Source organism: Streptomyces sp. 4F14 (assembly GCF_048159485.1).
Classification (GTDB): Bacteria; Actinomycetota; Actinomycetes; order Streptomycetales; family Streptomycetaceae; genus Streptomyces.
The window spans coordinates 68514-92474 of record NZ_JBLRVY010000004.1; the positions used below are offsets into that span (position 1 = coordinate 68514).

Annotated in this window: 22 protein-coding genes; 7 read left to right on the forward strand and 15 right to left on the reverse strand. The window is 72.7% G+C overall.

The genetic code is table 11. The annotated features are described in order from the left end of the window. Nucleotides 1-43 precede the first annotated feature (43 nt). Both ACLZOT_RS07285 and ACLZOT_RS07290 read left to right on the forward strand, forming a co-directional pair. Nucleotides 44-943: a LysR family transcriptional regulator gene (locus tag ACLZOT_RS07285; protein WP_416967920.1), complete on the forward strand. Its 900-nt coding sequence runs from the start codon at nucleotides 44-46 to the stop codon at nucleotides 941-943. 57 nt (nucleotides 944-1000) lie between these two features. Next, nucleotides 1001-2056 (forward strand): tartrate dehydrogenase, encoded by a 1056-nt coding sequence (locus tag ACLZOT_RS07290; protein WP_416967921.1) that lies wholly within the window; start codon nucleotides 1001-1003, stop codon nucleotides 2054-2056. On the opposite strand, the gene ACLZOT_RS07295 is transcribed toward ACLZOT_RS07290, so the two are convergent. Continuing rightward, nucleotides 2028-2795, reverse strand: coding sequence for a GNAT family N-acetyltransferase (locus tag ACLZOT_RS07295; protein ID WP_416968311.1), 768 nt, complete (start codon nucleotides 2793-2795; stop codon nucleotides 2028-2030). The genes ACLZOT_RS07290 and ACLZOT_RS07295 overlap by 29 nt on opposite strands. A 234-nt stretch (nucleotides 2796-3029) precedes the next feature. Between ACLZOT_RS07295 and ACLZOT_RS07300 the strand changes: the two genes are divergently transcribed. Next, on the forward strand, nucleotides 3030-4367 hold the full coding sequence (locus tag ACLZOT_RS07300; protein WP_416967922.1) for a jacalin-like lectin: 1338 nt from the start codon (nucleotides 3030-3032) through the stop codon (nucleotides 4365-4367). 65 nt (nucleotides 4368-4432) lie between these two features. Here ACLZOT_RS07300 and rox read toward each other — a convergent pair whose 3' ends face one another. The 5 genes from rox to ACLZOT_RS07325 all read right to left on the reverse strand — a co-directional run bounded on the left by rox (nucleotide 4433) and on the right by ACLZOT_RS07325 (nucleotide 10025). Then, entirely contained in the window at nucleotides 4433-5851 is a 1419-nt protein-coding gene (gene rox / locus ACLZOT_RS07305; RefSeq protein WP_416967923.1) for a rifampin monooxygenase, read from the reverse strand. Nucleotides 5852-5946: 95 nt separating this feature from the next. Next, nucleotides 5947-7428, reverse strand: a complete 1482-nt coding sequence (locus ACLZOT_RS07310; RefSeq protein WP_416967924.1) for a tripartite tricarboxylate transporter permease — start codon at nucleotides 7426-7428, stop codon at nucleotides 5947-5949. Nucleotide 7429: 1 nt separating this feature from the next. After that, complete coding sequence (locus ACLZOT_RS07315; protein ID WP_416967925.1) at nucleotides 7430-7927, reverse strand: tripartite tricarboxylate transporter TctB family protein; 498 nt, start codon at nucleotides 7925-7927, stop codon at nucleotides 7430-7432. Further along, entirely contained in the window at nucleotides 7927-8910 is a 984-nt protein-coding gene (locus tag ACLZOT_RS07320) for a Bug family tripartite tricarboxylate transporter substrate binding protein (protein ID WP_416968312.1), read from the reverse strand. Before ACLZOT_RS07320 ends, ACLZOT_RS07315 begins: the two co-directional genes overlap by 1 nt. A gap of 158 nt (nucleotides 8911-9068) precedes the next feature. Beyond that, nucleotides 9069-10025 (reverse strand): Bug family tripartite tricarboxylate transporter substrate binding protein, encoded by a 957-nt coding sequence (locus tag ACLZOT_RS07325; RefSeq protein WP_416967926.1) that lies wholly within the window; start codon nucleotides 10023-10025, stop codon nucleotides 9069-9071. Nucleotides 10026-10100: 75 nt separating this feature from the next. Between ACLZOT_RS07325 and ACLZOT_RS07330 the strand changes: the two genes are divergently transcribed. Both ACLZOT_RS07330 and ACLZOT_RS07335 read left to right on the forward strand, forming a co-directional pair. Beyond that, nucleotides 10101-11702: an ATP-binding protein gene (locus ACLZOT_RS07330; RefSeq protein ID WP_416967927.1), complete on the forward strand. Its 1602-nt coding sequence runs from the start codon at nucleotides 10101-10103 to the stop codon at nucleotides 11700-11702. Further along, nucleotides 11699-12367, forward strand: coding sequence for a response regulator (locus ACLZOT_RS07335; RefSeq protein ID WP_416967928.1), 669 nt, complete (start codon nucleotides 11699-11701; stop codon nucleotides 12365-12367). The genes ACLZOT_RS07330 and ACLZOT_RS07335 overlap by 4 nt, the downstream gene beginning before the upstream one ends. A 19-nt stretch (nucleotides 12368-12386) precedes the next feature. Here the strand turns inward: ACLZOT_RS07335 and ACLZOT_RS07340 are convergent, their stop codons facing one another. From ACLZOT_RS07340 to ACLZOT_RS07355, 4 genes are all read right to left on the reverse strand, one after another. Continuing rightward, on the reverse strand, nucleotides 12387-12896 hold the full coding sequence (locus ACLZOT_RS07340) for a MarR family winged helix-turn-helix transcriptional regulator (protein ID WP_416967929.1): 510 nt from the start codon (nucleotides 12894-12896) through the stop codon (nucleotides 12387-12389). Between the two features lie 119 nt (nucleotides 12897-13015). After that, entirely contained in the window at nucleotides 13016-13669 is a 654-nt protein-coding gene (locus tag ACLZOT_RS07345) for a response regulator (protein ID WP_416967930.1), read from the reverse strand. Between the two features lie 93 nt (nucleotides 13670-13762). Then, nucleotides 13763-15121 carry a sensor histidine kinase gene (locus ACLZOT_RS07350; protein WP_416967931.1) on the reverse strand — a complete coding sequence of 453 codons (1359 nt, stop codon included), beginning with the start codon at nucleotides 15119-15121 and terminating at the stop codon, nucleotides 13763-13765. 47 nt (nucleotides 15122-15168) lie between these two features. Continuing rightward, nucleotides 15169-16281: a hypothetical protein gene (locus tag ACLZOT_RS07355; protein ID WP_416967932.1), complete on the reverse strand. Its 1113-nt coding sequence runs from the start codon at nucleotides 16279-16281 to the stop codon at nucleotides 15169-15171. Nucleotides 16282-16820: 539 nt separating this feature from the next. Between ACLZOT_RS07355 and ACLZOT_RS07360 the strand changes: the two genes are divergently transcribed. Together ACLZOT_RS07360 and ACLZOT_RS07365 are read left to right on the forward strand one after the other, a co-directional pair. After that, nucleotides 16821-17270, forward strand: coding sequence for an effector-associated constant component EACC1 (locus tag ACLZOT_RS07360; RefSeq protein ID WP_416967933.1), 450 nt, complete (start codon nucleotides 16821-16823; stop codon nucleotides 17268-17270). Next, nucleotides 17267-19282, forward strand: coding sequence for a caspase, EACC1-associated type (locus tag ACLZOT_RS07365; RefSeq protein ID WP_416967934.1), 2016 nt, complete (start codon nucleotides 17267-17269; stop codon nucleotides 19280-19282). The genes ACLZOT_RS07360 and ACLZOT_RS07365 overlap by 4 nt, the downstream gene beginning before the upstream one ends. Before the next feature lie 28 nt (nucleotides 19283-19310). Here ACLZOT_RS07365 and ACLZOT_RS07370 read toward each other — a convergent pair whose 3' ends face one another. From ACLZOT_RS07370 to ACLZOT_RS07390, 5 genes are read right to left on the reverse strand one after another with little or no spacing between them, the layout of a single operon-like run. After that, a complete protein-coding gene (locus tag ACLZOT_RS07370) occupies nucleotides 19311-19487 on the reverse strand; it encodes a hypothetical protein (protein ID WP_416967935.1) in 177 nt (58 codons plus the stop codon). Next, a complete protein-coding gene (locus tag ACLZOT_RS07375; protein WP_416967936.1) occupies nucleotides 19484-20833 on the reverse strand; it encodes an aldehyde dehydrogenase family protein in 1350 nt (449 codons plus the stop codon). Before ACLZOT_RS07375 ends, ACLZOT_RS07370 begins: the two co-directional genes overlap by 4 nt. Nucleotides 20834-20848: 15 nt before the next feature. Continuing rightward, entirely contained in the window at nucleotides 20849-22543 is a 1695-nt protein-coding gene (locus tag ACLZOT_RS07380; RefSeq protein ID WP_416967937.1) for an asparagine synthetase B family protein, read from the reverse strand. A 45-nt stretch (nucleotides 22544-22588) separates the two neighbouring features. Beyond that, complete coding sequence (locus ACLZOT_RS07385; RefSeq protein ID WP_416967938.1) at nucleotides 22589-23110, reverse strand: hypothetical protein; 522 nt, start codon at nucleotides 23108-23110, stop codon at nucleotides 22589-22591. A 28-nt stretch (nucleotides 23111-23138) separates the two neighbouring features. Next, nucleotides 23139-23960, reverse strand: coding sequence for a hypothetical protein (locus ACLZOT_RS07390; RefSeq protein ID WP_416967939.1), 822 nt, complete (start codon nucleotides 23958-23960; stop codon nucleotides 23139-23141). Between the last annotated feature and the right edge of the window lies 1 nt (nucleotide 23961).

A 23961-nucleotide genomic window follows, 5' to 3' on the forward strand; every position in this document is an offset into this window, starting at 1 on the left:
CACTCAGGTACTCAGGTACGAGCGCCCGGCCGAAGGGGTGTGCGTGGACATCAGGCAGTTGGAGTACTTCCTCGCGATCGTCGACCACGGCGGCTTCCACCGCGCCGCGACCGCGTCGTACGTCTCGCAGCCGTCGCTGTCGCAGGCCGTGCGGGCGCTGGAGCGGGACCTCGGGACGGACCTCTTCCACCGGATCGGGCGGCGGGCCGTCCTGACGGAGGCGGGGCGGGCGCTCATCGGCCCGGCGCGGGAGGCCGTACGGAGTCTCCAGACGGCGCGGTCGAGTGTCGAGGCCGTGCACGAGCTGCGGACGGGGCGGCTGGATCTCGCGTGTTCGCCGTCGCAGGCGGTGGAGCCGCTGAGCACGTTGACCGCCGCGTTCAGCCGGCTGCACCCCGGGGTGACCGTGGCGGTCAGGGCCGCGTTCACGCCGCGCGAGGTGATCGACCTGGTGCGCACGGGCGCGGTGGAGCTGGGGATCCTGGCGTCCGTCGGACCGCTGCCGGACAGCGAGGTCGCCGTACGGGCGCTGGGCCGGCAGCGGCTGCTGCTGATGGTCCCGCCGGACAGTCCGCTGGCCGGGCGTACCGCTGTGCGCTGCGAGGAACTGGCGGGTCAGCGGCTGATCGTGGGGCAGCCCGGCACCGGGCTGCGCGCCTACGTCGACGCACTGCGCGCGCGGGGCGTCGATTTCACCGTGGCCGTGGAGACCGAACACCGGGTGGCGCTGCTGCCGTTGGTGCTCGCCGGGGTCGGCGCGGCCGTCGTCACCGAGGCGTGGCGGGGGATCGCCCGGCAGACGGGCGCGCACGTGATGGACATCGAGCCGGAGACCGCTTTGGAGATCGCGTTGGTGTGCCGTCGGGGTGCGGTGTCTCCGGCGGCTTCGGCGTTCCTGGGGATCGCGGCGGACATCGACGCCGCTGATAAGCGCTCCCTATAAGGCCGATCCGATCTCCGTCTTGGACGCCCCACCAGCCCTGTTGCTGAAATCGACGCCATGACGAACCACCACATCGCCCTCATCCCCGGCGACGGCATCGGCGCCGAAGTGCTGCCCCCGGCCCAGCGGGTCCTGGACCTCCTCGGCCGCCGGCACGGCTTCGGGCTCACCTACACCTCGTACGACTGGTCCTGCGAGCGCTATGTGCGCGAGGGCGCGATGATGCCGGACGACGGGCTCGACCAGCTCCGGGACAAGGACGCGATCCTGCTGGGGGCCGTGGGGTGTCCCGGGGTTCCCGATCACGTGTCGCTGTGGGGGCTGCTGATCCCGATCCGGCGGGGCTTGCGCCAGTACGTCAACCTGCGGCCGATCCGCGTCTTCGAGGGCGTCGAGAGCCCGGTGCGCGGGGCGCGGCCCGGGGCGGTGGACTTCGTGGTGGTGCGGGAGAACAACGAGGGCGAGTACAGCGAGGTCGGGGGCCGGATGAACGCCGGTTTCCCGGAGGAACTCGCCGTGCAGGAAGCCGTGTTCACGCGGGCGGGCGTGACGCGTGTCCTGGACCACGCCTTCGGGCTGGCGGCGCGGCGGGGCGGCCGGCTGACGTCCGCGACGAAGTCGAACGGGATCGTGCACACCATGCCGTTCTGGGACCAGCTCGTCGCGGAGCGGGCCGAGCGTTTCCCCCAGGTCGTGTGGGAGCAGGAGCACATCGACGCGCTGGCCGCCAAGTTCGTGCTGGTACCGGAGCGTTACGACGTCGTCGTGGCCTCCAACCTCTTCGGTGACATCCTCAGCGACCTGGCCGCCGCTGTCGCCGGGTCCATCGGGATCGCGCCGTCCGCGAACCTGAACCCCGAGCGGGAGTACCCCTCGATGTTCGAGCCGGTGCACGGTTCCGCCCCCGACATCGCGGGCCGGGGTGTCGCCAATCCGCTGGGCGCGATCTGGTCGGCGGCGCTGATGCTGGAGCACCTCGGGCATCCCGAGGCGGCCCGGGAGGTCACCGACGCGATGGCGGCGCTGCTGGCGCGCACGGACGTACGGACGCCGGATCTGGGCGGCGGTGCGAGCACCGAGGAGTTCACCGACCGGTTCCTCGAACTGCTCTGACCCGCACGGCGTGTTCCGTGTACCGGCCGCAGGGGCGGAAGCCCAGGCGCCGGTACACGGGTTCGCCCTCGGGGGACGCCTGGAGGACGACGGTGCGGTGGCCGTGGGCGAGGGCGGTGCGCAGGGCGGCGTGGGTGATGGCGCCGCCGTGGCCCTGCCTGCGGTGGGCGGCGAGGGTGGCGATGTTGTAGAGGCCGGCGACGCCGGCGTGCAGGAAGACCTCGGCGGTGCAGACGGGGGTGCCGTCGCTGTAGCCGACGAGGTAGTGGGCCGGGGAGCCGGGGGTGAGGGCGCCGGCGTGGAAGCGGGGGACGGTGGCCGAGGGCGGGGTCCAGTTGGCGGCGAGGATCCGAGCGTAGTCGGCGAGCCGGTCGGGGGTGGTGACGGGGCGGATGTCCAGGGTGGTGGACGGGGGCGGGGTGTCGGCCGGTCGCGCCCACATCGCCGTCTCGTGCTCGGACGCCGGATGCCCGGCCGCAGTCAGGCGGGCGCTGAGGTCGTACGGGGTCGAGGTGGGCCCCACCCACCAGGAGAACGGGCGGTCCGCCGGGAGGGAGGCGGTGGTTTCGGCGATGCGCCGGTCGGCGTTCGCCCCGGTGAAGCGGGCCGAGGTGACGAGGTTGAAGGTGTCGTCGGGCAGGCCGCTGTCGGCGATCAAAAGGTCGCCGGTGTCGGTGACGTGGGCGCCGGGCAGCGTGCGGTGGCGGTGGCAGGCGTGTTCGGCGAGGTTGCGGGCCATGCGGTCGAGCAGGTCGGCGGGCGGGGCGAGGGGGGCGTCCATGACGGACGATCACAGCACGGCGGACGGTAAAGCGCACGTCAATTGACGTGCCGTACCACTTCCGCACCGGCTGTCCGTCAGGAAACCTGCGCTTCACAGACCTCGGACTTGTTGGACACCCGATCTTGTCGCGCCGTTCTGACATGACCTCGACACTGTGCTAGTTCGTCACCCCCCAGGAGGCCCTTTCCCATGCGCAGACTCCTCGCCTGTCTCGCGACCGCCGCCGCGGCCGTGGGCGCGCTCACCGCGACCACCGCACCGGCGTCGGCCGCGACGTCCGGCAGCTTCAACGTGCTCACGTACAACGTCGCCGGTCTGCCGGAGTCGCTCTCCAGCGCCTCGACGCCGCGTGACACGAGCACGACCGAGATCGGGCGCCGTATCGCGCCGTACGACATCGTGAACGTGCAGGAGGACTTCAACTACCACGCGTACCTGTACTCGACCGACACGCACGCCTACCGCACCGCGACCAGCGGGGGCGCGGGGATCGGCAGCGGGCTCAACACCGTCTCCGACTACGCGTGGGACGGGGACGACTTCGAGCGGGTGCGGTGGACCTCCTGCCAGATCGACTCGGGCGACTGCCTCACCCCGAAGGGCTTCAGCTTCATGCGGGAGCGGCTCGCCGAGGGGGTGTACGTCGACTTCTACAACCTGCACACCAACGCGGGCACGAACGACGGTGACCAGGCGTCCCGCGCGAGCAACCTGAGCCAGCTCACCGCGTTCATCAACAGCCACTCCGCGGGCAACGCGGTCGTCGTCATGGGCGACACCAACACCCGGTACACGCGCGCCGCCGACACCATCGGCGAGTTCGCCGCCGCCAACGGCCTCACCGACGCGTGGGTGCAGCTGGTGCGCGGCGGGACGCCGCCCGCGAAGGGCAGCGACGCGCTGGTGTGCGACCAGACCGGGGCGACCGTGCCGAACACGTGCGAGGTCGTCGACAAGGTCCTGTACCGGGGCAGCAAGCTGGTGACGCTGAACGCGACCTCGTACAACAACGAGCACGCCAAGTTCCTCACCTCCGACGGCAAGATGCTCTCCGACCACGACCCGGTCACGGTCGGCTTCACCTGGTCGCAGAACCCCGCCTTCCAGGCGAGCGAGCAGTTCGGCGGGCCGCACGGCGACTACTACCAGGACCTGCCGAAGGTCGCGGCGGGCGCCCGCGCCACGACGATCTCCCTGCGCGCGGGCACCCGCGTGGACCAGGTCGGCATCACCCTGTCCGACGGCACGGTCCTCACGCACGGCGGTACGGGCGGTACGGCGTCGTCCCTGACGCTGGGCTCCGGCGAGTACGTGACGACGGCCGACCTCTGCCAGGGCGTCAAGGACGACCACACGCGGATCTTCTCCGTCAAGTTCACCACCAACCTGGGGCGCACCCTCGCCGGTGGCACCACCACCTCCGACTGCGTCACCCGCACCGCGCCCGCCGGCTGGCAGATCGCGGGCTTCCACGGGCGCGCGGCCGACGAGCTGGACAAGGTCGGCTTCCTGTACACGAAGCGCTGACACCCTTACCGGGCGGGCCGGTTGACCGGTCCCGCCCGGTTCGGCCTCACGCGCCGGGTGCGGCCTCACGCGCCCGGTGCGCCGAACCAGCGCTCCAGATGCCCGCGCAGATCCTCCTGGCCCTCCCCGGCCCACGCCACGTGCCCGTCGGGCCTCAACAGCACGGCGGGTACGTCGAGTTCCTCGCTGACGTCGACGACGTGGTCCACGCGGTCGGCCCAGCCCCGCGCCGAGAGCGCGCCGTTCTGGTCCAGCAGGACGCCGCGTCCGGTGCGCGTCAGCTCGTACAGCCGCCCCCGTTTGAGCCCGATGTCCCGCAGCCGCTTCCCGGCCAGCTCGTGCCCGGCGCCGAAGTCGTAGCGCACCCCGATCGCGGTGACCTTCTCGATGAGATGGCGGTTGACCTCCTCGAACTCCATCAGCTCGGCGACGAGCCGGCGCACGGCGCGCGCTCCCGGCTCCGAGGACAGCAGCTCGCTCTGGGCCCGCGTGTTGTCGAGGACCGCCGCCGCGACCGGGTGCCGTTCGGCGTGGTAGGTGTCCAACAGCCCTTGCGGCGCCCACCCGTTGACCTCGGCGGCGAGCTTCCAGCCCAGGTTGAACGCGTCCTGGAGGCCGAGGTTGAGTCCCTGGCCGCCGGTCGGCGGGTGGACGTGCGCGGCGTCCCCGGCGAGCAGTACCCGTCCCACCCGGTAGCGTTCGGCGAGCCGGGTGCCGTCGCCGAAGCGGGAGATCCAGCGGGGCGAGTGGACGCCGAGGTCGGTGCCGGCGAACTCGCGCAGCCGCTGCTTGAACTCCTCCAGGGTCGGCGGAGTCTTGCTGAACCCCTCGGCGGGGACGATGACGCGGTACACGCCGCCCCCGAGCGGCATGGTGCCGAACCGCTCGCTCCTGTGCCGGACTTCGGCGACGACGGCCGCCAACTCCTCGGGCGACACTCCGACTTCGAACTCGCCGAGCATCGTCTCGGAGACGGCGGGTTCGCCGGGGAAGCCGACGCCGAGGAGTCTGCGGACGGTGCTGCGTCCGCCGTCGCAGCCCACCAGGTACCGGGCCTGGACGCGGCTCCCGTCGGCGAGTTCGACGGTGACGCCACCCGAGTCCTGCGTGAGGCCGACCAGTTCGGCACCGCGCCGGACCTCCGCGCCCGCCTCGGCGGCGTGTTCGGCCAGGAGGCGTTCGGTGGTGGTCTGCGGGACGGCCAGGATGTACGAGTGGGCGGTGTCGAGCCGCTCGGGCCAGGGAGTGCGGATGGCGGCGAAGATGCCGCCCACCGCGAACCGCTGTCCCAAGGGCAGGAAGCGGTCCAACAGGCCGCGCTGGTCGAGGACTTCGATACTGCGCACGTGCAGTCCGAGCGCGCGGGACTGTCCGCTGGGCGCCGGGTCCCTCTCCAGCACGAGCACGCGTACGCCGTGCAGGCGCAGTTCGGCGGCGAGCATGAGGCCGGTCGGTCCGGCGCCGGCCACGATCACGTCAAACATGGGTACCCCCCTTGAGAACAGGGGGGATTCTGCGGCGTCACGGGGGCCTTGTGGCAAGGCCCCCCATCAGCTGTATCTTGTGAAGGGCGGGAAGATCATCCGCGTTTCGCGAGCCGTTTCAGCGCCGGCCACAGCAGCAGGATCAGGACGACGGCGTAGACGGTCACCGAGAACGGTGTGTTGACGAGCCCGGACACGCTCCCGTCGCTGATCTGTAGCGCCCGCCTGAGCTGTTGCTCGGCGTTGGGGCCGAGGATGACGCCGATCACGGCGGGCAGCACCGGCAGCCCGTAGCGCCGCATCCCGAACCCGATCAGCCCGATGATCAGCAGGATCACCAGGTCGATGACCTCGCCGCCGACCGCGTACGCGCCGACGGCCGCGAAGAACAGGATGCCCGCGTAGAGGTAGGGCCGGGGGATGCGCAGGAGCTTCGCCCACACCGGCGCGAGCGGCAGGTTCAGGGCGAGCAGGAGGACCATGCCGACGAACAGGGACGCGATGAGGCCCCATACCAGGTCGGGTTCGTTCTCGAAGAGGAGCGGGCCCGGCTGGATGCCGTACTGCTGGAACGCGGCCAGCATGACGGCGGCGACGGCGGTGGTCGGCAGGCCCAGCGTCAGCATGGACACGAGGGTTCCGGCGGCGGAGGCGGAGGCCGCCGACTCGGGTCCGGCGACGCCCTCGATGGCGCCCTTGCCCCAGTCGTCCGGGTGCTTCGAGAGGCGTTTCTCCGTGACGTACGACAGGAAGGTGGGGATCTCGGCGCCGCCCGCCGGGATCGCCCCGAAGGGGAAGCCGATGAACGGGCCGCGCAGCCAGGACTTCCAGGTCCGTTTGACGTCGTCACGGCCGAGCCAGGGTCTTCCGACGGGGATCGCCTTCCCCGTCGTACGCCGCAGGTGGGCGGCGACCCACAGCGCTTCACCGATCGCGAAGAGGCCGACCGCGACGATCACCACGTCGATGCCGTCGGCGAGTTGGAGGGAGCCGAAGGTCAGACGCTGCTGGCCGGTCATCTGGTCGAGGCCGACGAGGCCGAGGGTCAGGCCGATCAGCAGGGAGGCGAGGCCGCGCAGGCGGGAGGCGCCGAGGACGGAGGTCACGGCGATGAACGCGAGGACCATGATGGCGAAGTAGTCGGGGGCACCGATGTCGACGGCGAGGTCGGCGACCGTGGGCGCGAGGACGACCAGGAGGATCGTGCCGATCATCCCGCCCGCGAAGTGGCCGACGGCAGCGGCGGCGAGGGCCTGCGCGCCGCGCCCCGACTTGGCCATGGGGTTGCCCTCCATGGCCGCGACCACGGCGGCGCTCTCGCCGGGCGTGTTGAGCAGGATCGACGTGGTCGAGCCGCCGAACATCGCGCCGTAGTAGATCCCGGCGAACATGATGAACGCGCCCGTGGGTTCGAGGCCGTACGTCACCGGCAGGAGCAGCGCGACCGCCATCGCGGGGCCGATGCCGGGCAGGACGCCGATCGCGGTGCCGAGGAGGACACCGAGCGCGGCCCACAGGAGGTTGACCGGCGTGAGGGCCGTACCGAAGCCGTCCACAAGGGAGTTGAGGGAATTCACGTCACAGCACTCCCATGAGGGGGCCGCCGGGCAGCGGCACGCCGAGCAGGTGGTCGAAGAGGATGTAGGTGACGAAGGAGAGGACGGCCGCGATCAGCGGGTCGCGGTCGAAGCGGCGGCTGCCGAGGACGAACGCGGCGCCCCAGAACAGCAGCGCGCCCGCGACGGGGAAACCGACGGGTTCGATGAGGACGGCTGCGGCGAGGAACACCCCGGCCAGGCCCGACACGGCACGCCAGTCGGCGGGTTCGGAGAGGTCGATGTCCTCGCCGGACTCGGCCTCGCCCCGGCCGCCGCGCAGGACGTCCACGGCCAGGAGGACGGCGATCAGCAGGAGTCCGGCGCCGACGGCGAGCGGTACGGTGCGGGGGCCGACGGGGCCGCGCTGGCCGATGTCGATGTCCATCGTGAGGGCGTCGGTGAGGACGAGGACGCCGAGCGCCAGCAGGAGGGCGCAGACGCCGAGTTCGGAGCGTTCCCGCCACCAGGCACGGTTCATCACAGGCCCAGCTCCTTCAGTACGGACACGACGCGCGCGTCCTGCTCGTCGAGGAACGTCCCGAAGGCGTCGCCGGTGAGGAAGGCGTCGTCCCAGCCGTTGCGTTCGAGGGACTCCTGCCACTCCTTCGAGGCGTGCAACTCCTCGAAGAACGCGACGAGTTTGCCGCGCTGGGCGTCGGAGATGCCCGGCGGGGCCACCACACCACGCCAGTTGGTGAACTCGACGTCGTACCCGGCCTCTTGGAGGGTCGGGGCGTCGAGGCCGGCGACGCGTTCGGTGCCGGTGACGGCGAGCAGGCGCAGTTCGCCGGACTTGATCTGGTCGAGGTACTCGCCGACGCCGGACACCCCGAAGGCGACCTTGCTGCCGAGGATGGAGGCGAGGAGTTCGCCGCCGCCGTCGAAGGGGATGTAGTTGACGTCCTTCGGGGTGATGCCGGCGGCGCGCGCCATCAGCATCGGCGCGAGGTGGTCGGGTCCGCCGGGCGAGGAGCCGCCGCCGACGGGGAGTTTGCCGGGGTCCTTGCGCCAGGCGTCGATCAGTTCGCGGATCGTCCTGTACGGCGAGTCCGCTGCGACCACGACGACGTCCTGTTCCTCGGTGAGGCGGGCGATCGGTGTCGTGTCGGCCAGCGTCTTGGGCGCGTCGTTGGAGCGGGCCGCGCCGACGACGCCGAGGCCCATGGACATCGCGAGGCGGCCGTTGCCGTGTTCGCTGACGAGGCGGGCGAGGCCGACGGTGCCGCCGGCGCCGGGGAGGTTGAACACCTCGATGTTGTGGGTGAGTCCGGCGTCCTCGGCGTTGCGGGCGGCGGTGCGGGCGGTGATGTCGTAGCCGCCGCCGGGCGAGTTGGGGACCATGAAGCGCAGGCCCGGGATCTGGGTGCCGGTCTCGGCGCCGCTGCCGGTGGCCAGCAGCGGCGGTCCGAGGAGCAGCAGGATCGCGGCCCCGAGCAGGGCGAGCGGGGTGCGCAGGCGCACGGGTGCCACCACCTGTTCGTCGTACGGGGAGTTACGGGGAGTTACGGGGAGTCAAGGGGAGTTGGGGTGCGGGGTGTCCATAGGGTGCCCGTGCGCCGGACGTCCGTCGTGCTTGCGCAAGCAATGGACGTTCTGGTCTTTGTGGTCGGTACGCGGGTTCAGCCCAGGCCGAGTTGGACGACCAGCCGGGCCACGAACGCGTCCTGCTCCTGAAGGAACGCCCCGAACGCCTCCCCCGTCAAGAACGCGTCGGTCCACCCCCGCCGCGCCAGCTCCCCCTGCCACTGCGGTGTGTCGTGCAGTGCGGTCAGTGCCGCCACCCACCTGCGGCGGTCCCCGGCACTGATCCCGGGCGGGGCCACGATCCCCCGCCAGTTGGTGAACTCCAGGTCGATGCCGGAGGACTTGAGCGTCGGCACCCCGGGCAGCGCGGCGACCCGAGCGGCGCCGGTCACCGCGAGCACCCGCAGCTGTCCGGCCTCGATCTGGTCGAGGAACTCCCCGAACCCGCTCGTACCGAACGCGACCTTCCCGTCGAGCAGCGCGGGCAGCAGTTCGCCCCCTCCCCCGTCGTAGGACACGTACCGCACCTGGCGCGGCACGATCCCGACCGTCTTCGCGAGCCGCATCGGCAGCAGGTGGTCGGGCCCGCCGGGAGACGAGCCCCCGCCCACAGTCACCCCGGTGGGATCGGCACGCCAGGCCGCGACCAGTTCCCCGACCGTGCGGTACGGCGAGTCCTTCGGTACGACGACGGCGCTGGCCTCCTCGATCAGGCGGGCCAGCGGTGTGGTGTCGGCGACGGTCGCCTCGGGCCGGGCGAGGTGGGAGGCGCCGACGACGCCGAGGCCCATCTGGAGGGCGAGGCGTCCGTTGCCGCGTTCGTTGACGGTGCGCCGCAGGCCGACGGTGCCGCCGGCGCCGGGCAGGTTGAAGACCTGGACGTCGGAGGCGATGCCGGTCCTGTCCATGACGCGGGCCATGACGCGGGCGGTGGTGTCGTAGCCGCCGCCGGGCGTGTTGGGGACCATGATGCGCAGCCCGTCACGGGAGCCGTCGCCGCAGGCGCCGGTCAGCAGGAGCGCGGGCAGGGCCAGGCGCAGGCGATTCCTCATGGCACCTCTCTTCCGCAACCGGCCGGGCGAGCGCCATGATTGTGCGCCACAGCAGCCGGTGAGATCGAGTGGACGGTGGGTACCACGTTTCGTCGTCAGACCCTCGCGGGCGAGATGCTGGTGCTCCAGATGGCGATTGTGGTGGTCGTCCTGCTGGCGGTCGCCGCGATCTCGCTCACCCAGTCGGAGGCGACGTTCCACCGCGTGGAGGGTCGCCGGGTCGGAGCGCTCGCCGAGCAGCTCGGCGCCAATCCCCTGGTCCGCAGCCGTCTTTCGCGCCCGGCGCCCCAGGAGGCGCTGGCCGCGCTGGTGCACTCCACGCAGGCGCAGTCCGGTGTCACCTCGGTGACGGTGGCCGACGCGGACGGCCGGATCGTCGCCGCGACGGACCCGACGCTGGTCGGCGAGGCGATGCCGAAGGCCCGCGAGGGGCGGGGCTGGTCGGGGTCGCTGGCCCTCGACGGCAGCCGTGAGCTGGTCGCGCAGGTCCCGGTCCTCGCGGAGACGCGCAGCGACGTCGGGGAGCACCTGGGTACGGTGATGGTCGGCGAGGCGTCCCCGACGGCGTGGCAGCGCCTGAGCGGCGCGTCGTCGTATCTGCTGGCCTATCTCGGGGTCGCGGGGGTTCTCGGACTCGCCGGGTCCTGGCTGCTCGCGCGGCGCGTGAAGCGGCAGACGCTGGGTCTGGAGCCCCGGGAGATCGCCGGGCTCGCCGAGCACCGGGAGGCGATGCTGTACGGGATCGCGGAGGGGGTCGTCGCGCTGGATCCGCAGGGGCGGCTGACGCTGGTGAACGAGGTGGGGCGGCGGCTGCTGGACCTGCCCGAGGACTGTGTGGGCCAGAGCCTCGCCGAACTCGGCGTGGAGGGGCGCCTCCGGGACGTCCTCGCCGAGGGTGCCGACCGGCGGGACGAGGTCGTCGTACGCCGGGGGCGGGTGCTGGTGCTGAACCGGATGGCGGTGTCGAAGGACGGGCGGCTGCTGGGGTCGGTGACGACGCTCAGGGACCGTACGGAACTTGCCCGGCTGGAGCGGGAGATCGGGGCCTTTCGCAGTACGTCGGAGCTGCTGCGGGCGCAGGCGCACGAGTTCGCGAACCAGCTGCACACCATCTCCGGGCTGATCCAGATCGGGGAGCAGGAGGAAGTCGTCCACTACATCCGGGCGTTGAACCAGCGCCGCCAGTCGCTGGACGTGACGCTGAGCCGCCGGGTGCGGGACACGGCCGTCGCGGCGCTGCTGACGGCGAAGGCCTCGCTGGCGGCCGAACGCCGCGTCACTCTGCGGGTGTCGGAGCGGACGTCGCTGGAGCGGCTGGCGCCCGAGGACGCCGCCGATGTCGCCACCGTCGTGGGGAACCTCGTGGACAACGCGGTCGACGCGGCGGCCTCGGCGGTTTCCGGCGGTGACGATCCGTGGGTGGAGGTCGAGGTGCGGCAGGACGCGACCGGGGTGGAGATCGTGGTGCGGGACTCGGGTCCGGGGGTGGCGCCGGAGCTGGCGCGGGAGGTGTTCACGCACGGGTTCACCACGAAGGCCGCCGAGGGCGGTGAGCGCGGGATCGGGCTCGCGCTGACGCGGCTCGTGTGCGAGCGGCACGGCGGGGAGATCCAGGTGGACGGGGCGGTGTTCACCGCCCGGCTGACGGTCCGGGCGGCGGAGGGAGCGAGCCGGTGATCGATGTCCTCGTGGTCGACGACGACTTCATGGTGGCGAAGGTCCACCGTACGTTCGTGGAGCGCGTCGAGCCGTTCCGGGTGGTCGGCGCGGTCGGCAGCGGTGAGGAGGCGGTGCGGGCCGTGGGGGCGCTCCGCCCCGACCTGGTCCTCCTCGACCTGTATCTGCCGGACGTCTTCGGCCTGGACGTGATCTCCCGGCTGCGCGCCGCCGGTCACGACTGCGACGTGATGGTCATCAGCGCGGCCCGCGAGGCGGAGACGGTGCGCGGGGCGGTGCGGCAGGGGGTCGTCGACTATCTGCTCAAGCCGTTCGAGTACGAGGATCTGCGGTCGCGTCTCGAACGGTACGCGGCCCGCCGTACCCGTCTCCTGACGGCCGTCGTGCGCGGTCAGGCGGACGTGGACCGGGTCCTCGCGGGGTCCTCGGCGCCCAGCAGCGCGCTTCCCAAGGGGATGAGTGTGGAGACGGCCGAGCTGGTGGAGCGTACGCTGCGGGACGCCGACGGGGTGCTGTCGGCGACCGAGTGCGCGGCGCTGACGGGGATCTCGCGGGTGAGTGCGCGGCGGTATCTGGAGTACTTCCACACGGTGGGCCGGGCGGATGTGTCGCTGCGGTACGGGGTGACGGGGCGGCCGGAGCGGCGGTACGGGTGGCGGGTGTGAACGTGCGGGGGGTGAGCCGCTACCGGCGCAGTCCGGGTGCCTCGGCGAACAGGGCGCGCAGGGCGTGGGTGGCCTGGTCGACGAGGTCGGTGGGGGCGCCTTCGAAGAGGTCGGTCTCCACCGCGCGGCCGACGGTGAGGACGGCGCGTCCGGCGATGTCGACGCCCTCGGGGGTGAGGTGGAGCCAGGCGCTGCGGGCGTCGTCGGGGTCGGCGACGCGGACGACGTAGCCGCGGGCGACGAGGCGGTGGGTGACGTTGGTGGTGCCGCCGGTGGAGAGCATGAGGAGGCGGGCGAGGCGGTTGGGCTTCATGCGGTACGGCTCGCCGGAGCGGCGCAGCGCGGTCAGGACGTCGAACTCGGCGGGGGTGAGCTGGAATTCGGCGAGGGTCCGGCGCATCGCGGCTTCCAGTCCGGCGGAGAGGCACAGGATCCGCTTGATGAGTTCGGTCGAGGTGAGCACGGACTCGGGGAGTTCCGTGCGCCAGGAGTCGATCCAGGTGTCCACGGGGTCGGGTGTCGTCGTCACCTTGGGCACTGTATACGACGTCCGCTGTTCCGATAGCTTTCTCGGCAGCTTTCGGTCAGGGTGACGCGGTCGTCTTCTCCGGGGTACGGGGCCCGAACACCTCTGCCTGGCGGTGGGGTTCAGCTCTCGTCGGCCAGGCCCGCGTCGTGGGCCAGTACCGCCGCCTGGACGCGGTTCGCGCAGTCGGTGCGGGTGAGGATGCGGCTGATGTGGGCCTTGACCGTGCCGGCGCTCAGGTAGAGGCGGTCGGCGATCTCCGCGTTGGACAGGCCGGCCGCGAGGAGGCGCAGGACGTCGAGTTCGGCGGGGGTGAGGGCGGCGAGGCGGGCCCGTGCCGTCTCGGTGTCGCGGCCCGAGCGGACGTGCCGGTCGAGGAGTCGGCGGGTGATCCGGGGGGCCAGGACCGGTTCGCCGCGCGCCGCGAGCTGTACCGCGCGGATCAGGTCGGCGGGGCCGGTGTCCTTGAGCAGGAAGCCGCTGGCGCCGGCCCGCAGGGCGCGGGTCACGCCGGCCTCCTCGCCGAACGCGGTCAGCATGACGACGCAGGTGCGGGGCGAGAGGCGGGTGATGTCGGCCGCGGCCGTGATGCCGTCGCGGCCCGGCATCTGGATGTCGAGGAGGGCCACGTCGATCTCCTGCGTGCGGCACGCCTCGGCGGCCTCGCGGCCGTCGCCCGCTTCGGCGACCACCTTGATGTCGTCGGCGTTCTCCAGGATGAGCCGGATCCCGGCCCGCATCAGCGCTTCGTCGTCGGCGACCAGGACTCGGATCATCGGGTCAGTCTAGGAGATGCGGCGCGGGCCCCGAGGACGGCGGCCGGTCCCGGGGGAGCCGGGTGTCTGCCGGCAAGTCGGCCGGTTCCTCGCTCACTTGACGAACTCCGCGACCACCAGGATCAGCAGGAACACGACCGTCGGCAGTACGACCGTCACCGCGAGGCAGCCCGACCCGAGCACCCGGGGCCAGGTCAGGATCTCGTCCGGCGCCGGGGACCACACCGCCCGCGCGCCCGCGTCGAACGGCGTCCCCGCCCCCTCCCCCGGCAGCCACGCCGCGATCCGGAACCCGCCGCCGGGCAGCGCTCCCGCCTCGAACCTCCCCCCGAGCAGCGCGACCCGCTCCTCGCATCCGACGAGCCCGCTGCTGGTGCCGCCCTGCGACCGCACCGCCGTGCCCGGCGCCTCGTTCGTCACGGACACCTCGACGGCCCCGCCCGCGTCCCGCACGACCACCTCGGCCGGCGCCCCCGCCGCGTGTTTCAGCGCGTTGGTCAGCCCCTCCCGCACGACCCGGTGGATCGCCTGCCGCGTCCGGAACCCCACCTCGGCCGTGTCCGGCACCGACCAGTCCAGGCCGACGGCGCTGCCCGCCTGCCGTGACTCGGTCACCAGCGCGGCGATGTCCTCGCGGGTGCCGCGCTCCTCGCCCGCGAGGTCCGTGTGGCGCAGGACGCCGAGGATCTCGCGGAGTTCCTGGAGGGCCGTGCCGGCGGTGGTGCGCAGGAGTTCGGCCTGTCCGGTGAGGGCGGGTGCCTGGCGTCCGGCGGCGAGTTCGAGGGCTCCGGCGTGCACGGAGATGAGGCTGAGACGGTGGCCCAGGAGGTCGTGCATCTCGCCGGCTATCCGGTTGCGCTCCTGCATGCGGGCGGCCTCGTCGGTGAGGACCCGGGCCTGTTCCAGGTAGGCGTTGCGCTCCCTGAGGAGGCGGACCAGCGGCCGTCGCCTGCCGAGCAGCGTCCCCGCGAGGGCGGGCAGCGCGATGAGGATCACCGCCGAGAGCAGGCTCCCGCCGACGCCGATGAGCAGGCTGCCGGGCTGGACGAGCGTCTTGGCGAGGGCGATGGCACAGGCGACGGCGCAGGCGGTCCCGACGGTCCGCCAGGGCCGTGCGATCCGGCGCGCGGCGGCGAGCACGACGAGCGGGGCGACCGCCACCGTCCACACGTTCTCCCCGACGACCAGCACCGACGCCCCCAGCACCGCGGCGGTGGGCCTCAGGCGGCGGGCGGGCACGAGGAGGACGGCCACGACCGCTTCGAGGAGCGCCGGCACCAGCCACACCGGGGGTGCGAGCAGGAGGGGCAGCAGGGAGGTGACGGCGGCGAGGACGCACAGGAGCACCTCGCGGCGGACCGTTTGCCGGTCCGCGCCGCGTACGGCGGACCTGATCGCCTCGGCCTCGTCGCGCACCCTCGACATCCGTGCGTCCGCGAGCAGGTGACGCATGTTCTCCCCTCCGCCGTTCTCCTGGGGGGAACGGTAGCCGTCGGGGGTCACGCGCCCAGCAGGGGAGTCAGGTCGGCCCGCAGTGCGGCGACGTCCAGGCCGAGGAGGCCCACGATCGTCTCGTCGTCGAGGAGCGCGGCCAGCAGGTGCACTGTGCCGGTCGTGGGGGCGCCGTGCTCGGCGGCACAGAGGCGGGCGACGTCGGTGACGCGCTGGGCCGCGGGGGTCAGGGCGATGGTGGCGTCCTCGGTGGTGGTGGCCGCCTCGTCCTCGCCCGTGGTGCCGAGGGCGGCGGTCAGCGTGTCCTGCCGTACGCCGTGCCGACGCAGCACCGCCGCGCCGGAGTTGGCGGCCTTGAGGTCGTCGGGGAGTGCGAGGCCGGCGACGCTCAGGGCGCGGTCGAGGGCGAGGACGCCCAGGAGTTGGTCCGCCGGTCGTGCGGTGCCCCGGCCGTGGCGGGCCGCCTGTCGCTGGGCCTCGGCGTTGACCGCGCCCATGACCGGTGAGCCGTTCACGCCGCTGCCCGAGACCAGGGAGCCCAGTACGCGCATCACGGGGTTCCTCCGCCTGCCGAACGCCCCGCCCATCCGGAGCACGTGGATGCCGGACGACTCCGGGGCCTCGTCCGGTTCGAGGGCGGCGAGCCTGTCCAGCGCGGCGGTGGTGTCGACGCGCTCCAGCGTCATCGCCTCCCGTGCGCGGGTGCCGGGGATCTCCAGCAGGGCTCGGGCCACGTGGCGGTGGCGTACCGCGAGTGCTCCTTCGGCGCGGGCCGATTCCAGGGCGTGGTGCAGGCAGGCGCGCAACGCCCCGGTCGTGCCGGGGAGTTCGGCGGGTTCGCGCTTCGCGAGGTGGTAACGCCAGCGGACCTCGCGCCACACGGCGTCCACCTCGCGGTCCTCGACGGCCTCGGCGTCGTCCTCGCTCACCCACCTGCCGCTCCCGGCGAGTGCCCTGATGTGCCCGCCGAGCGAACCGGCCGCGCGCATGCCCGGGGTGATCGCCTCGCCGGCGTCCGTCTCCCCCACCAGGGCTTCGAGCACCGTGTCCGTGCCGACGGCCGTCAGTTCGATCCGTACCGCCACCTTCAGTGCCCGCCCCAACGCCTCCACGACGTCCGTGCCGAACTCCGTCGTCATCCCGTCGGCCCGCTGCCCCATCTGCGTCTCCCGTCCCTCGCGTCCTCGTCCACCGCAGACGCTACGGACCGCCGGCCGGCCGCCGCATCGGCCGATCGGCCAGGCCCCCGAGCCGATCGGCCCGAACGGGCCAGGGTCTGTGTGGAGTTGTGATCCGAGATGCCGGATCCAGAGGGGGCCGGCGCACCATTCGGTTCCGGCCTGGTGGCTTTGAGGGTTGCCGGCGCAGCGGACGGCGAGACCGCGCGAGCCGTCGGGCAGCCGGGTCATGAAGAGCTGCTCGGACGAGTTCGATGCGGGTGATGTACCGGCAGCAGACGAAGCGACTGCTCGGCTTCGTAGCCGAGGAAGACCATGCCGAACCACTGGCGGAGCAGATGGCCGAAGGCCGGTACGCGGCACAGGCCCACGGCCGCTCCATCGGTGTCCCCGAACCACAACTGCACCGGCAGGACCGCCCCCACCGAGAAAATCAGTACCCCCTCAAAGCGAGCTGCACCCTGTCAGGATGGTCATGCACAGGCACAGATGCCGAGCCCGTTCCCGAGGGGGGAGTTCAGGTGGAGTGTCGGATCACGGTCGGGACGCCGGACGGCGACGGGGGAGATCCCGCGGGACTGTTCCGCTGGCTCGCGCAGGACCCGGATGTGCGCTCGACCGCGCAACTGGCCCTGATGCCGGCGCAGGAGCGGGTCGGGGACATGGGCGGCGCATTCGAGATCATCAACGCGGTGGTCGCCAACAGCCTCGCCTTGAGCGGCGTCGCCATCGCGGCGGCCTCGTGGCGGGAGACACGCGCCCCGCGGCCGACGGTGCGGATCCAGTGCGCAGGAGTGGTCGTCGAGGTCGACGACGACTCCCCGGAGACCATCGCGAGGATCACCCACGCCCTGTCCGAAGCCGCCCGCGCAGGTGCTCGGACCGAGCCCGGGCAGGATGGTGGCGCCGCGCCGGACACTGCTCCCGGCGCCCCCGGGCGGCGGGCGGACGCCCGGCCGGGCCAGCGATGACCGGTGCCGGGCTGTCCGATCCGGCCGCCTCTCGCGCGGTCCTCATCGGCACCCACGAATACCGGCACCTCCCGCGCCTGCCCGCTGTCGAGCGCAGCCTGTCGACGCTCGCCGAGGTGCTCCGTCACCCGGACGTCTGGGGGCTGCGGCCCCAGAACTGCCGTGTGGTCTCCCAGCCGGAGAACGCGGACACCGTTCTCGACGCCCTCACGGACGCGGCCGGGAGCGCCACCGACACCCTCCTCGTCTACTACGCGGGCCACGGTCTGATCGACCAGCACAACGACGAACTGGTCCTGGCACTTCCGGGCTCCCGCCAGCAGCGGCCGGACACCGCACTGCCCTACACGTATCTGCGCCGGGTGATCGGCGGCCCGCGCTGTACCGCCCGCAGGAAGGTTGTCGTCCTGGACTGCTGCTTCAGCGGTCGTGCCCTCGCGGGGGAGATGGCCGGGGCCGCACCCGCAGGCGAACAGATAGCGGATCACGCGCGTATCGAGGGAACCTTCCTCCTCACGGCCACGGCGGAGACCCGTAAGGCCGTCTCCCTGCCCGGTGAGCCGTACACGGCTTTCACCGGCGAACTGATCGCCACCCTCGTCACGGGCGTCCCGGGAGGACCTCCGCACCTGGACATGACCACCCTCTACCAGCATCTGCACGCCCGGCTCGCGGCCCGCGGGCGCCCACTTCCCCAGCAGCGCAACCGCAACTTCGGCGCCTCCATCGCGCTGGCCCGCAACCGCGCCGTCACGCCCGTCCCACCCGACGACGCACTGTCGGCACTTGCCGCGCCACGGGCACCCGAGGATGGCCGAGCCGCGCGGCGGACGGTGCTGCTGGCCGTCGGCGGACTCCTGCTGGGCGGTGCGGGTACCTCGTCCTGGCTGGCCCTGCGCGGTGACCGGGACGCCGCAACCGGGACCGCCGGCTCGCCCCACGGGACCCCGGAGAACACACCGCACGCGTCCGGCACGTCCTCGGCCTCCCCCTCCACGAGCCCCACAGCCGCGTCACCGACCCCCAGTACGGCGCGGGTCCACCACAAGCCCACGCTGAAATGGACGTCCACCTTCGACGACGGGGTCGTCACCACGCCGGTAGCGGTGGGCAGCACCCTATGGATCGCGGGAGGACGCGGGCGTATGTTCCCGACAGCCGCTGCGACGGGAAAGCAGACCGGTTACTTCGAGACGGGATCCGACACCGTGCTTCCCCAACCGGCCGTGTCGGGCGACGTCGTCTATGTGGGGGCACAGCTCGGCCCTCAGCTCTTCGCCGTCAACGGCAGCACCACCCGCCGGAAATGGACCTACGAAGCGGACGGCTACGTCAACTCCGAACCCGCCGTCAGTGACGGCACGGTTTTCGTCACCTGTTTCAACGGCACCCTGCACGCGGTGAACGCGGCGAACGGGACCCGCAGGTGGTCGCGCCGGTTCAGCACCACCTCCACGTTCCCGTGCACGGCGGCCGACGGACGGGCCTTCGTCACCCAGGCGGACGCGAGTGCGGGAGGAGGCCCCCTGCTGGCGGTGCGGGCGCGTGACGGAGAGCCGCTGTGGCGAAGCACCGACCCTGTGCCCACCCACGCGTACCCCGCCGTGCACGGCGACACGCTCCTGGTCAGCACCTGGGATGTCGGGCTCACGGCGTTCGACGCGGCCAGCGGCAGACCGAAGTGGACCTATTCCATGAAGAGCCCGGGCGCCACCGGTCCCGTCACACTCGGCGGCGAGACCGCCTACTTCGGTGGCCCGAGCGGCCTGCACGCGGTCGACGTCAAAACGGGCCGGGGTCGCTGGACGGCCCCGCTGGCCGACGTCGGCCGCGTCGCGGTCGCCGACGGCCTGGTGTACGTGGCCGGCTCCGACCGTCTGCACGCCCTGGAAGAGAAGACCGGCTCCGAGGTGTGGACGTTCGAGCTGCGAGGCGCCGGTACGGTCCTGGTGACGGGCGGAGTCGCCTATGTGACGAGTGATCAGAACAGGCTGTACGCCGTCACGGTGTGAGCGCCGAAGAAAACCTCGATTCTCTCGCTCACTTCTGCCGGGACCGCAGCGCCCACAGCCCCCGGCAGCCGTCGACCGCCAGCCCGGCCCCGACCATCGGCGCCAGGTACACGTACGGCTCTTCGGTGATCGTCCCGAACAGGCCCAGGCCCGCGATGGTCAGTCCGCAGGCGGTCTGCGCCCCGGCGATCAGGGCCTTCCTCACCCCCGTACCAGCCTCACCGTCACCGTCTTCGGCCGCTGGTACTCGTGCAGCGCCAGCACGCTCAGGTCCGTCCCGTGCCCCGATGCCCCCCGCCCTCCGTGCGGCAGTTCGGCTGTCTGGGCGAGGTGGCAGTTCAGCCAGGTCTCCCCCGCGTTCAGGCGCCCGGCCAGCTCCAGCCCCGTCGTGAGGTCCTGGGTCCACACGCTTGCCGCGAGGGCCTGGGGAACCCCGTTCGCGAGGCGTACCGCCGTGTCCAGGTCCGGTGCCTGCTGGACCGTCAGCAGCGGCCCGAACACCTCCTCGACGATCGCCGGGTCGTCGTCGGGCAGGTCGGCGAGGATCCGGACGGGACGCCAGTGGCCGTTCTCCTCGCCTGCCGCGAGGGCGAGTTCGCCCGTGAGATCGCGTCCGGCCGCCGAGGACTTGACGATCCCGTCGTAACGGGCCGCCTGGTCCGCGTTGTTGAGGGGGCCGAAGTCCCGGCCCGCGACGCATCGCCGTGCCGCTTCGGCGAGTTCGGCGACCGTCTGTTCATAGTTCTCGGGGAGGGTGATGACCCGGGCGGGGGCGGCGCAGCTCTGTCCGGCGTTGTAGGCGCAGGCCGCGACGAGCTGGGTCCAGGTGTCGGCGGGCGCGTCGGGGAGGACCAACGCGGGGGCGTTGCCGCCGAGTTCGAGGCTCACCCGGCGTCCGCCGGCCCGTGCGGCGACGTCGGCGCCGGCGCGGGCGCTGCCGGTGAACGCGACCATGTCGACGTCCGCCGCGACGAGCAGCCGCCCCGTCTCACGGTCACCGGGAACCGTCGTCAGGACCCCCGGTCCCAGTGCCTCGGCGGCGTGTTCGGCCAGCAGCTCCAGCGTGTCCGGCGTGGTCTCGGCGGGCTTGGCGACGACGACGTTCCCTGCGGCGAGGGCGGGTGCGCAGCGCCAGGCGGCCATCATGAGCGGGTAGTTCCAGGGCACGACGACCCCGACGACGCCCAGCGGCTCCCAACGCACCCAGCTCTCATGCCCGTTGATCAACTGCCCGGCGGCGGGCGCGGCCTGGGCGCGCACGGCCGACGCGTAGAACCGGAACAGGTCGGCGACCTGCTCCACTTCACCGGCGGTCTCACTCGACGGCTTGCCGGTGCCGGCGTTCTCCCGGGCGACGTACTCCCCCGCGTTGTCCTCCACCAGCGCGGCGAGCCGTTCCAGGCGCCGCGAGCGTTCCTTGGGAGTGAGCGCCCGCCAACTCGCCAGGGCCGTACGGGCGTTGGTGACCGCCTCGCCCACCTCGCTCTCCCGCCCGATCGGCGAGGTGCCTCGGGGGCGGCCGGTGCGGGGGTCCGTCAGAGTGGTGTTCACGTGCGCTGTTCTCCCTTACAGGTCGTAGGCCCGGAGCCACAGCTCCAGGGTGAGGACGAGCCACAACTTGCCGCCCTGCCGGGGCAGGAGCGTGCCTTCACCGCGCAGCCAGGTCCGTACGGTGTCGGCGCGGAACAGTCCCCGCTGCCGGGCCTCCCGGCCGAGGAGCAGGTCGCCGCCGAGGTCGCGCAGGGGGCCGCCGAGCCACTGCTGCACGGGCACCCGCATACCGCTCTTGGGCCGGTCCACGACGGTCTCGGGCAGCAGGTCCCGCACCGCCTCCTTGAGGACCCACTTCTCCGCCGTGCCACGGAGTTTGAGGGTGGGCGGGACGGCGAAGGCGTGGTCGACGACGCGCCGGTCGAAGAGGGGGGCGCGGCCCTGGAGCCCTTGGGAGGCGGTGAGGCGTTCGACCTTGGTGAGGATGTGGTGGGCGCCTTTGGTGCGGAGGTTGCAGTGGAGGAGCTGGTTGAGGAGGTGGGGCATGCGGTCGGGGGCGGTGAGGTAGGGCTCGACGAAGCGCTGGGGGCGCGGCGCGTCGTCGAGGGCGGCCAGCGCGTCGGCGGTGAGCAGGTCCGGGAGGTCCGTCCAGCACTTGCGGTACGAGCGCAGGTAGGCGGTGGCGCGCTCCTCCGACCAGGGCGTACGCGCGTGCATCTCCTGGACCAGCATGGGGAGGTTCTTCGGCCCGCCGAACACCGGGTCGCCGCCCTCCCCGTTGAGGACGACCGTGTGCCCGTCGCCGGCGACCGCCTCGGCGAGCAGCAGGTTCGGGACGGTGAGCGGGTCGCCGACCGGGCTGTCGAGGAGGGCGGCGGTGTCGGCGAGGCGGGCCGCCACGGCCGTACCGGAGACCGTCAGCACCCGGTGGCGGGTGTGGCAGTGGGCGGCGACGAGGCCCGAGTAGCCCAGTTCGTTGGGGAGTTCGCCGCCGAAGCTGATCGAGTAGGTGTGCACGGGGTGGCTGTGCAGCTTCGCGGCGAGCGCGGTCACGAGGGAGCTGTCGACGCCGCCCGAGAGCAGGACGGCGACGGCCTCGGCGTCGGGCAGGCGGCGTGCGGTGGCCTCCTCCAGGAGGGTGCGCAGCGTCAGTACGGGGTCGCCGTCGTCGATCCGCTCCTGCGGCTCCCAGAACACCGTCTCCGTGCTGCTCCCGTCGGCCGCGAGCCGCAGCACCCGCCCGGGCAGCACCTCCCGTACGCCCTCCAGGAGCGTCTCGTCGCCCGGCAGGTAGGCGAAGGTGAGGAAGGAGCGTACGGCGGAGAGGTTCACGCGGGTGGCGAGCGCTGGCCAGCGGCGCAGGGCGCGCAGGGAGGTCGCGGCGGCCCAGGTGCCGGCGGCGCGGGCGTAGAAGAGGGTGCGGGCGCCGACGTGGTCGCGGATCAGGACGATGTCGTCGCCGTCCTGGACCGCCAGCGCGAACATGCCCTCGGCGAGCGCGACGCCCCGGGCGCCGAGGCGGGTCCAGCAGCGCAGGAGGAGTTCGCCGTCGGTGATGTCCGGTGGGACGGGGACGTCCAGGGCGGCGCGGAGTTCGGCGCGGTTGTGGAGGGTGACCTCGCCGAGGGCGCGTCGGCCGTCCGCCTCGAACGGGCCGTCGGCGTGGCCCGGTTCGCCGGGTACGAGGCCCAGGCCCGGGGCGAGGGGCGGCACGCCCATCGCGGTGAGGTGCGCGGCGCCGGGTGCCGCGCAGACGCAGAAGCGCGCCATCGGGGTGTCCTTTCCTGAGAGAGCTACGACCGGTGCGGTGCCCCGTCACCCGAAGTCGTCGTCGCTCCAGCTCCCGTCGTCGTCGCCCCAGTCCCCGCCGTCCCACCCGGCGTCGCCGCCACCGCCGCCGTCGCCGCCCCCGCCGCCTCCGGACGACGAGCTCTGCGCCTGCTGCCGCAGCTCCTCTTCCTCCTCCGGCGTCAGCGACAGCGGCGGCAGGTGGGCGGCCGTCACCGCGAGCCCGGCGACGCCGATCCCGGCGAGCACGGCGCCCATCCGCCCGCCGAACGACGTCCGGTTGACGGTGAGGCGCTCGCCGCTGCCCCACAGGGTGCGGCCGTAGCCGATGTCCCGCCCGTAGGTGACCGTCCCGTCGGCGAGGACGCGTTTGACGATCTTGTCGCCGAGGAGTTCGTCGGTGCCGGTGTTGCCCCGCTGGTCGCGCCACCGCACCACGCCGTCCGGCCAGCGGCGACGCCACTCCTGGCCGCCGTCCTCGTAGGTGCGGTGGACGGTGCCGTCGGCGAGGAGTTCGTCGGTGTAGCCGGTCTCACGTGGGCGGATCATGCGTGTGGGTCCTCGGTTCGGGGTCGGGTCAGGCATCGGGCCAGGTCATGAACCCTGCGGTACGCAGGTCACGCAGCTCGCTCCAGACGGAGGCGCGGACGGGGCGGGGGCCGCGGGTCAGGCGCAGCACCGCCCGGACGAGCCTGGCCGGCGGTACGGCCGCGACCTCCGCGAAGCGGCCCGCCGCGAGCCAGTCCACCTCCGCCGCCTTCAGGCCGTGCGGCAGCGGGCCTATCGGCGGTACGCGACCCGGTCTGCGGCCGTGCACGAGGTGCAGGGTCTGCGCGTGCCGGGGGACAAGGCCCAGCGAGACGACCCGGACGCCGGGGACCGGGCCGAGGGACTCGCGCACCTTCACGGGGAGGGTGATGCCGGTGGGGCTGGCGTCGTGCAGGACGTGCACGGTGGCGTCGCCCGCCTGGCCCAGGGCGCGGGTCAGGCGGGGGTCGAGGGGGAGGTCGTCGGGTGCGGCGAGGATCGGGCACGCCGCTTCCAGGTGGACGTGGTTGGCGAGCAGCATGCCGGCGATCTCGCGGTGCTGGCAGATCAGCAGACGCGGTACGCCGTAGTCGTACAGGTCGGGTTCCCGTGCCGGGCCGCCGGTCGTCGGGGCGGGGGTGGTGGCCGGGAGGAGTCCGGGGAGGTCGAGGGTGTGGAGGGCCTCGGTGAAGTGGGGCAGGCGGACGGGTGGGGGCGGGCTGTACGGGACGCTGCGCAGCGGGGCCGGGCGGGGGCGCAGGACGCGGCAGGTCTCGTAGTACAGCTGGCGTTGCGTGAAACGCAGGTTCCCGGGGGCGGCGGCCCGGCGCGCGGCCACGGTGATCGCCCGGCTCAGGAGGGGCCTCGGCATG

Bases quoted from the DNA above. Each gene is read 5' to 3' on its own strand.
- ACLZOT_RS07345 (WP_416967930.1), bottom strand. From the start codon at position 13,669: ATGATCCGAGTCCTGGTCGCCGACGACGAAGCGCTGATGCGGGCCGGG.
- ACLZOT_RS07350 (WP_416967931.1), bottom strand. From the start codon at position 15,121: ATGCGTCACCTGCTCGCGGACGCACGGATGTCGAGGGTGCGCGACGAG.
- ACLZOT_RS07380 (WP_416967937.1), bottom strand. From the start codon at position 22,543: ATGGCGCGCTTCTGCGTCTGCGCGGCACCCGGCGCCGCGCACCTCACC.
- rox (WP_416967923.1), bottom strand. From the start codon at position 5,851: ATGTTTGACGTGATCGTGGCCGGCGCCGGACCGACCGGCCTCATGCTC.
- ACLZOT_RS07325 (WP_416967926.1), bottom strand. From the start codon at position 10,025: ATGAGGAATCGCCTGCGCCTGGCCCTGCCCGCGCTCCTGCTGACCGGC.
- ACLZOT_RS07290 (WP_416967921.1), top strand. From the start codon at position 1,001: ATGACGAACCACCACATCGCCCTCATCCCCGGCGACGGCATCGGCGCC.
- ACLZOT_RS07385 (WP_416967938.1), bottom strand. From the start codon at position 23,110: ATGATCCGCCCACGTGAGACCGGCTACACCGACGAACTCCTCGCCGAC.
- ACLZOT_RS07355 (WP_416967932.1), bottom strand. From the start codon at position 16,281: ATGGGGCAGCGGGCCGACGGGATGACGACGGAGTTCGGCACGGACGTC.
- ACLZOT_RS07295 (WP_416968311.1), bottom strand. From the start codon at position 2,795: ATGGCCCGCAACCTCGCCGAACACGCCTGCCACCGCCACCGCACGCTG.
- ACLZOT_RS07315 (WP_416967925.1), bottom strand. From the start codon at position 7,927: ATGAACCGTGCCTGGTGGCGGGAACGCTCCGAACTCGGCGTCTGCGCC.
- ACLZOT_RS07300 (WP_416967922.1), top strand. From the start codon at position 3,030: ATGCGCAGACTCCTCGCCTGTCTCGCGACCGCCGCCGCGGCCGTGGGC.
- ACLZOT_RS07365 (WP_416967934.1), top strand. From the start codon at position 17,267: ATGACCGGTGCCGGGCTGTCCGATCCGGCCGCCTCTCGCGCGGTCCTC.
- ACLZOT_RS07390 (WP_416967939.1), bottom strand. From the start codon at position 23,960: ATGCCGAGGCCCCTCCTGAGCCGGGCGATCACCGTGGCCGCGCGCCGG.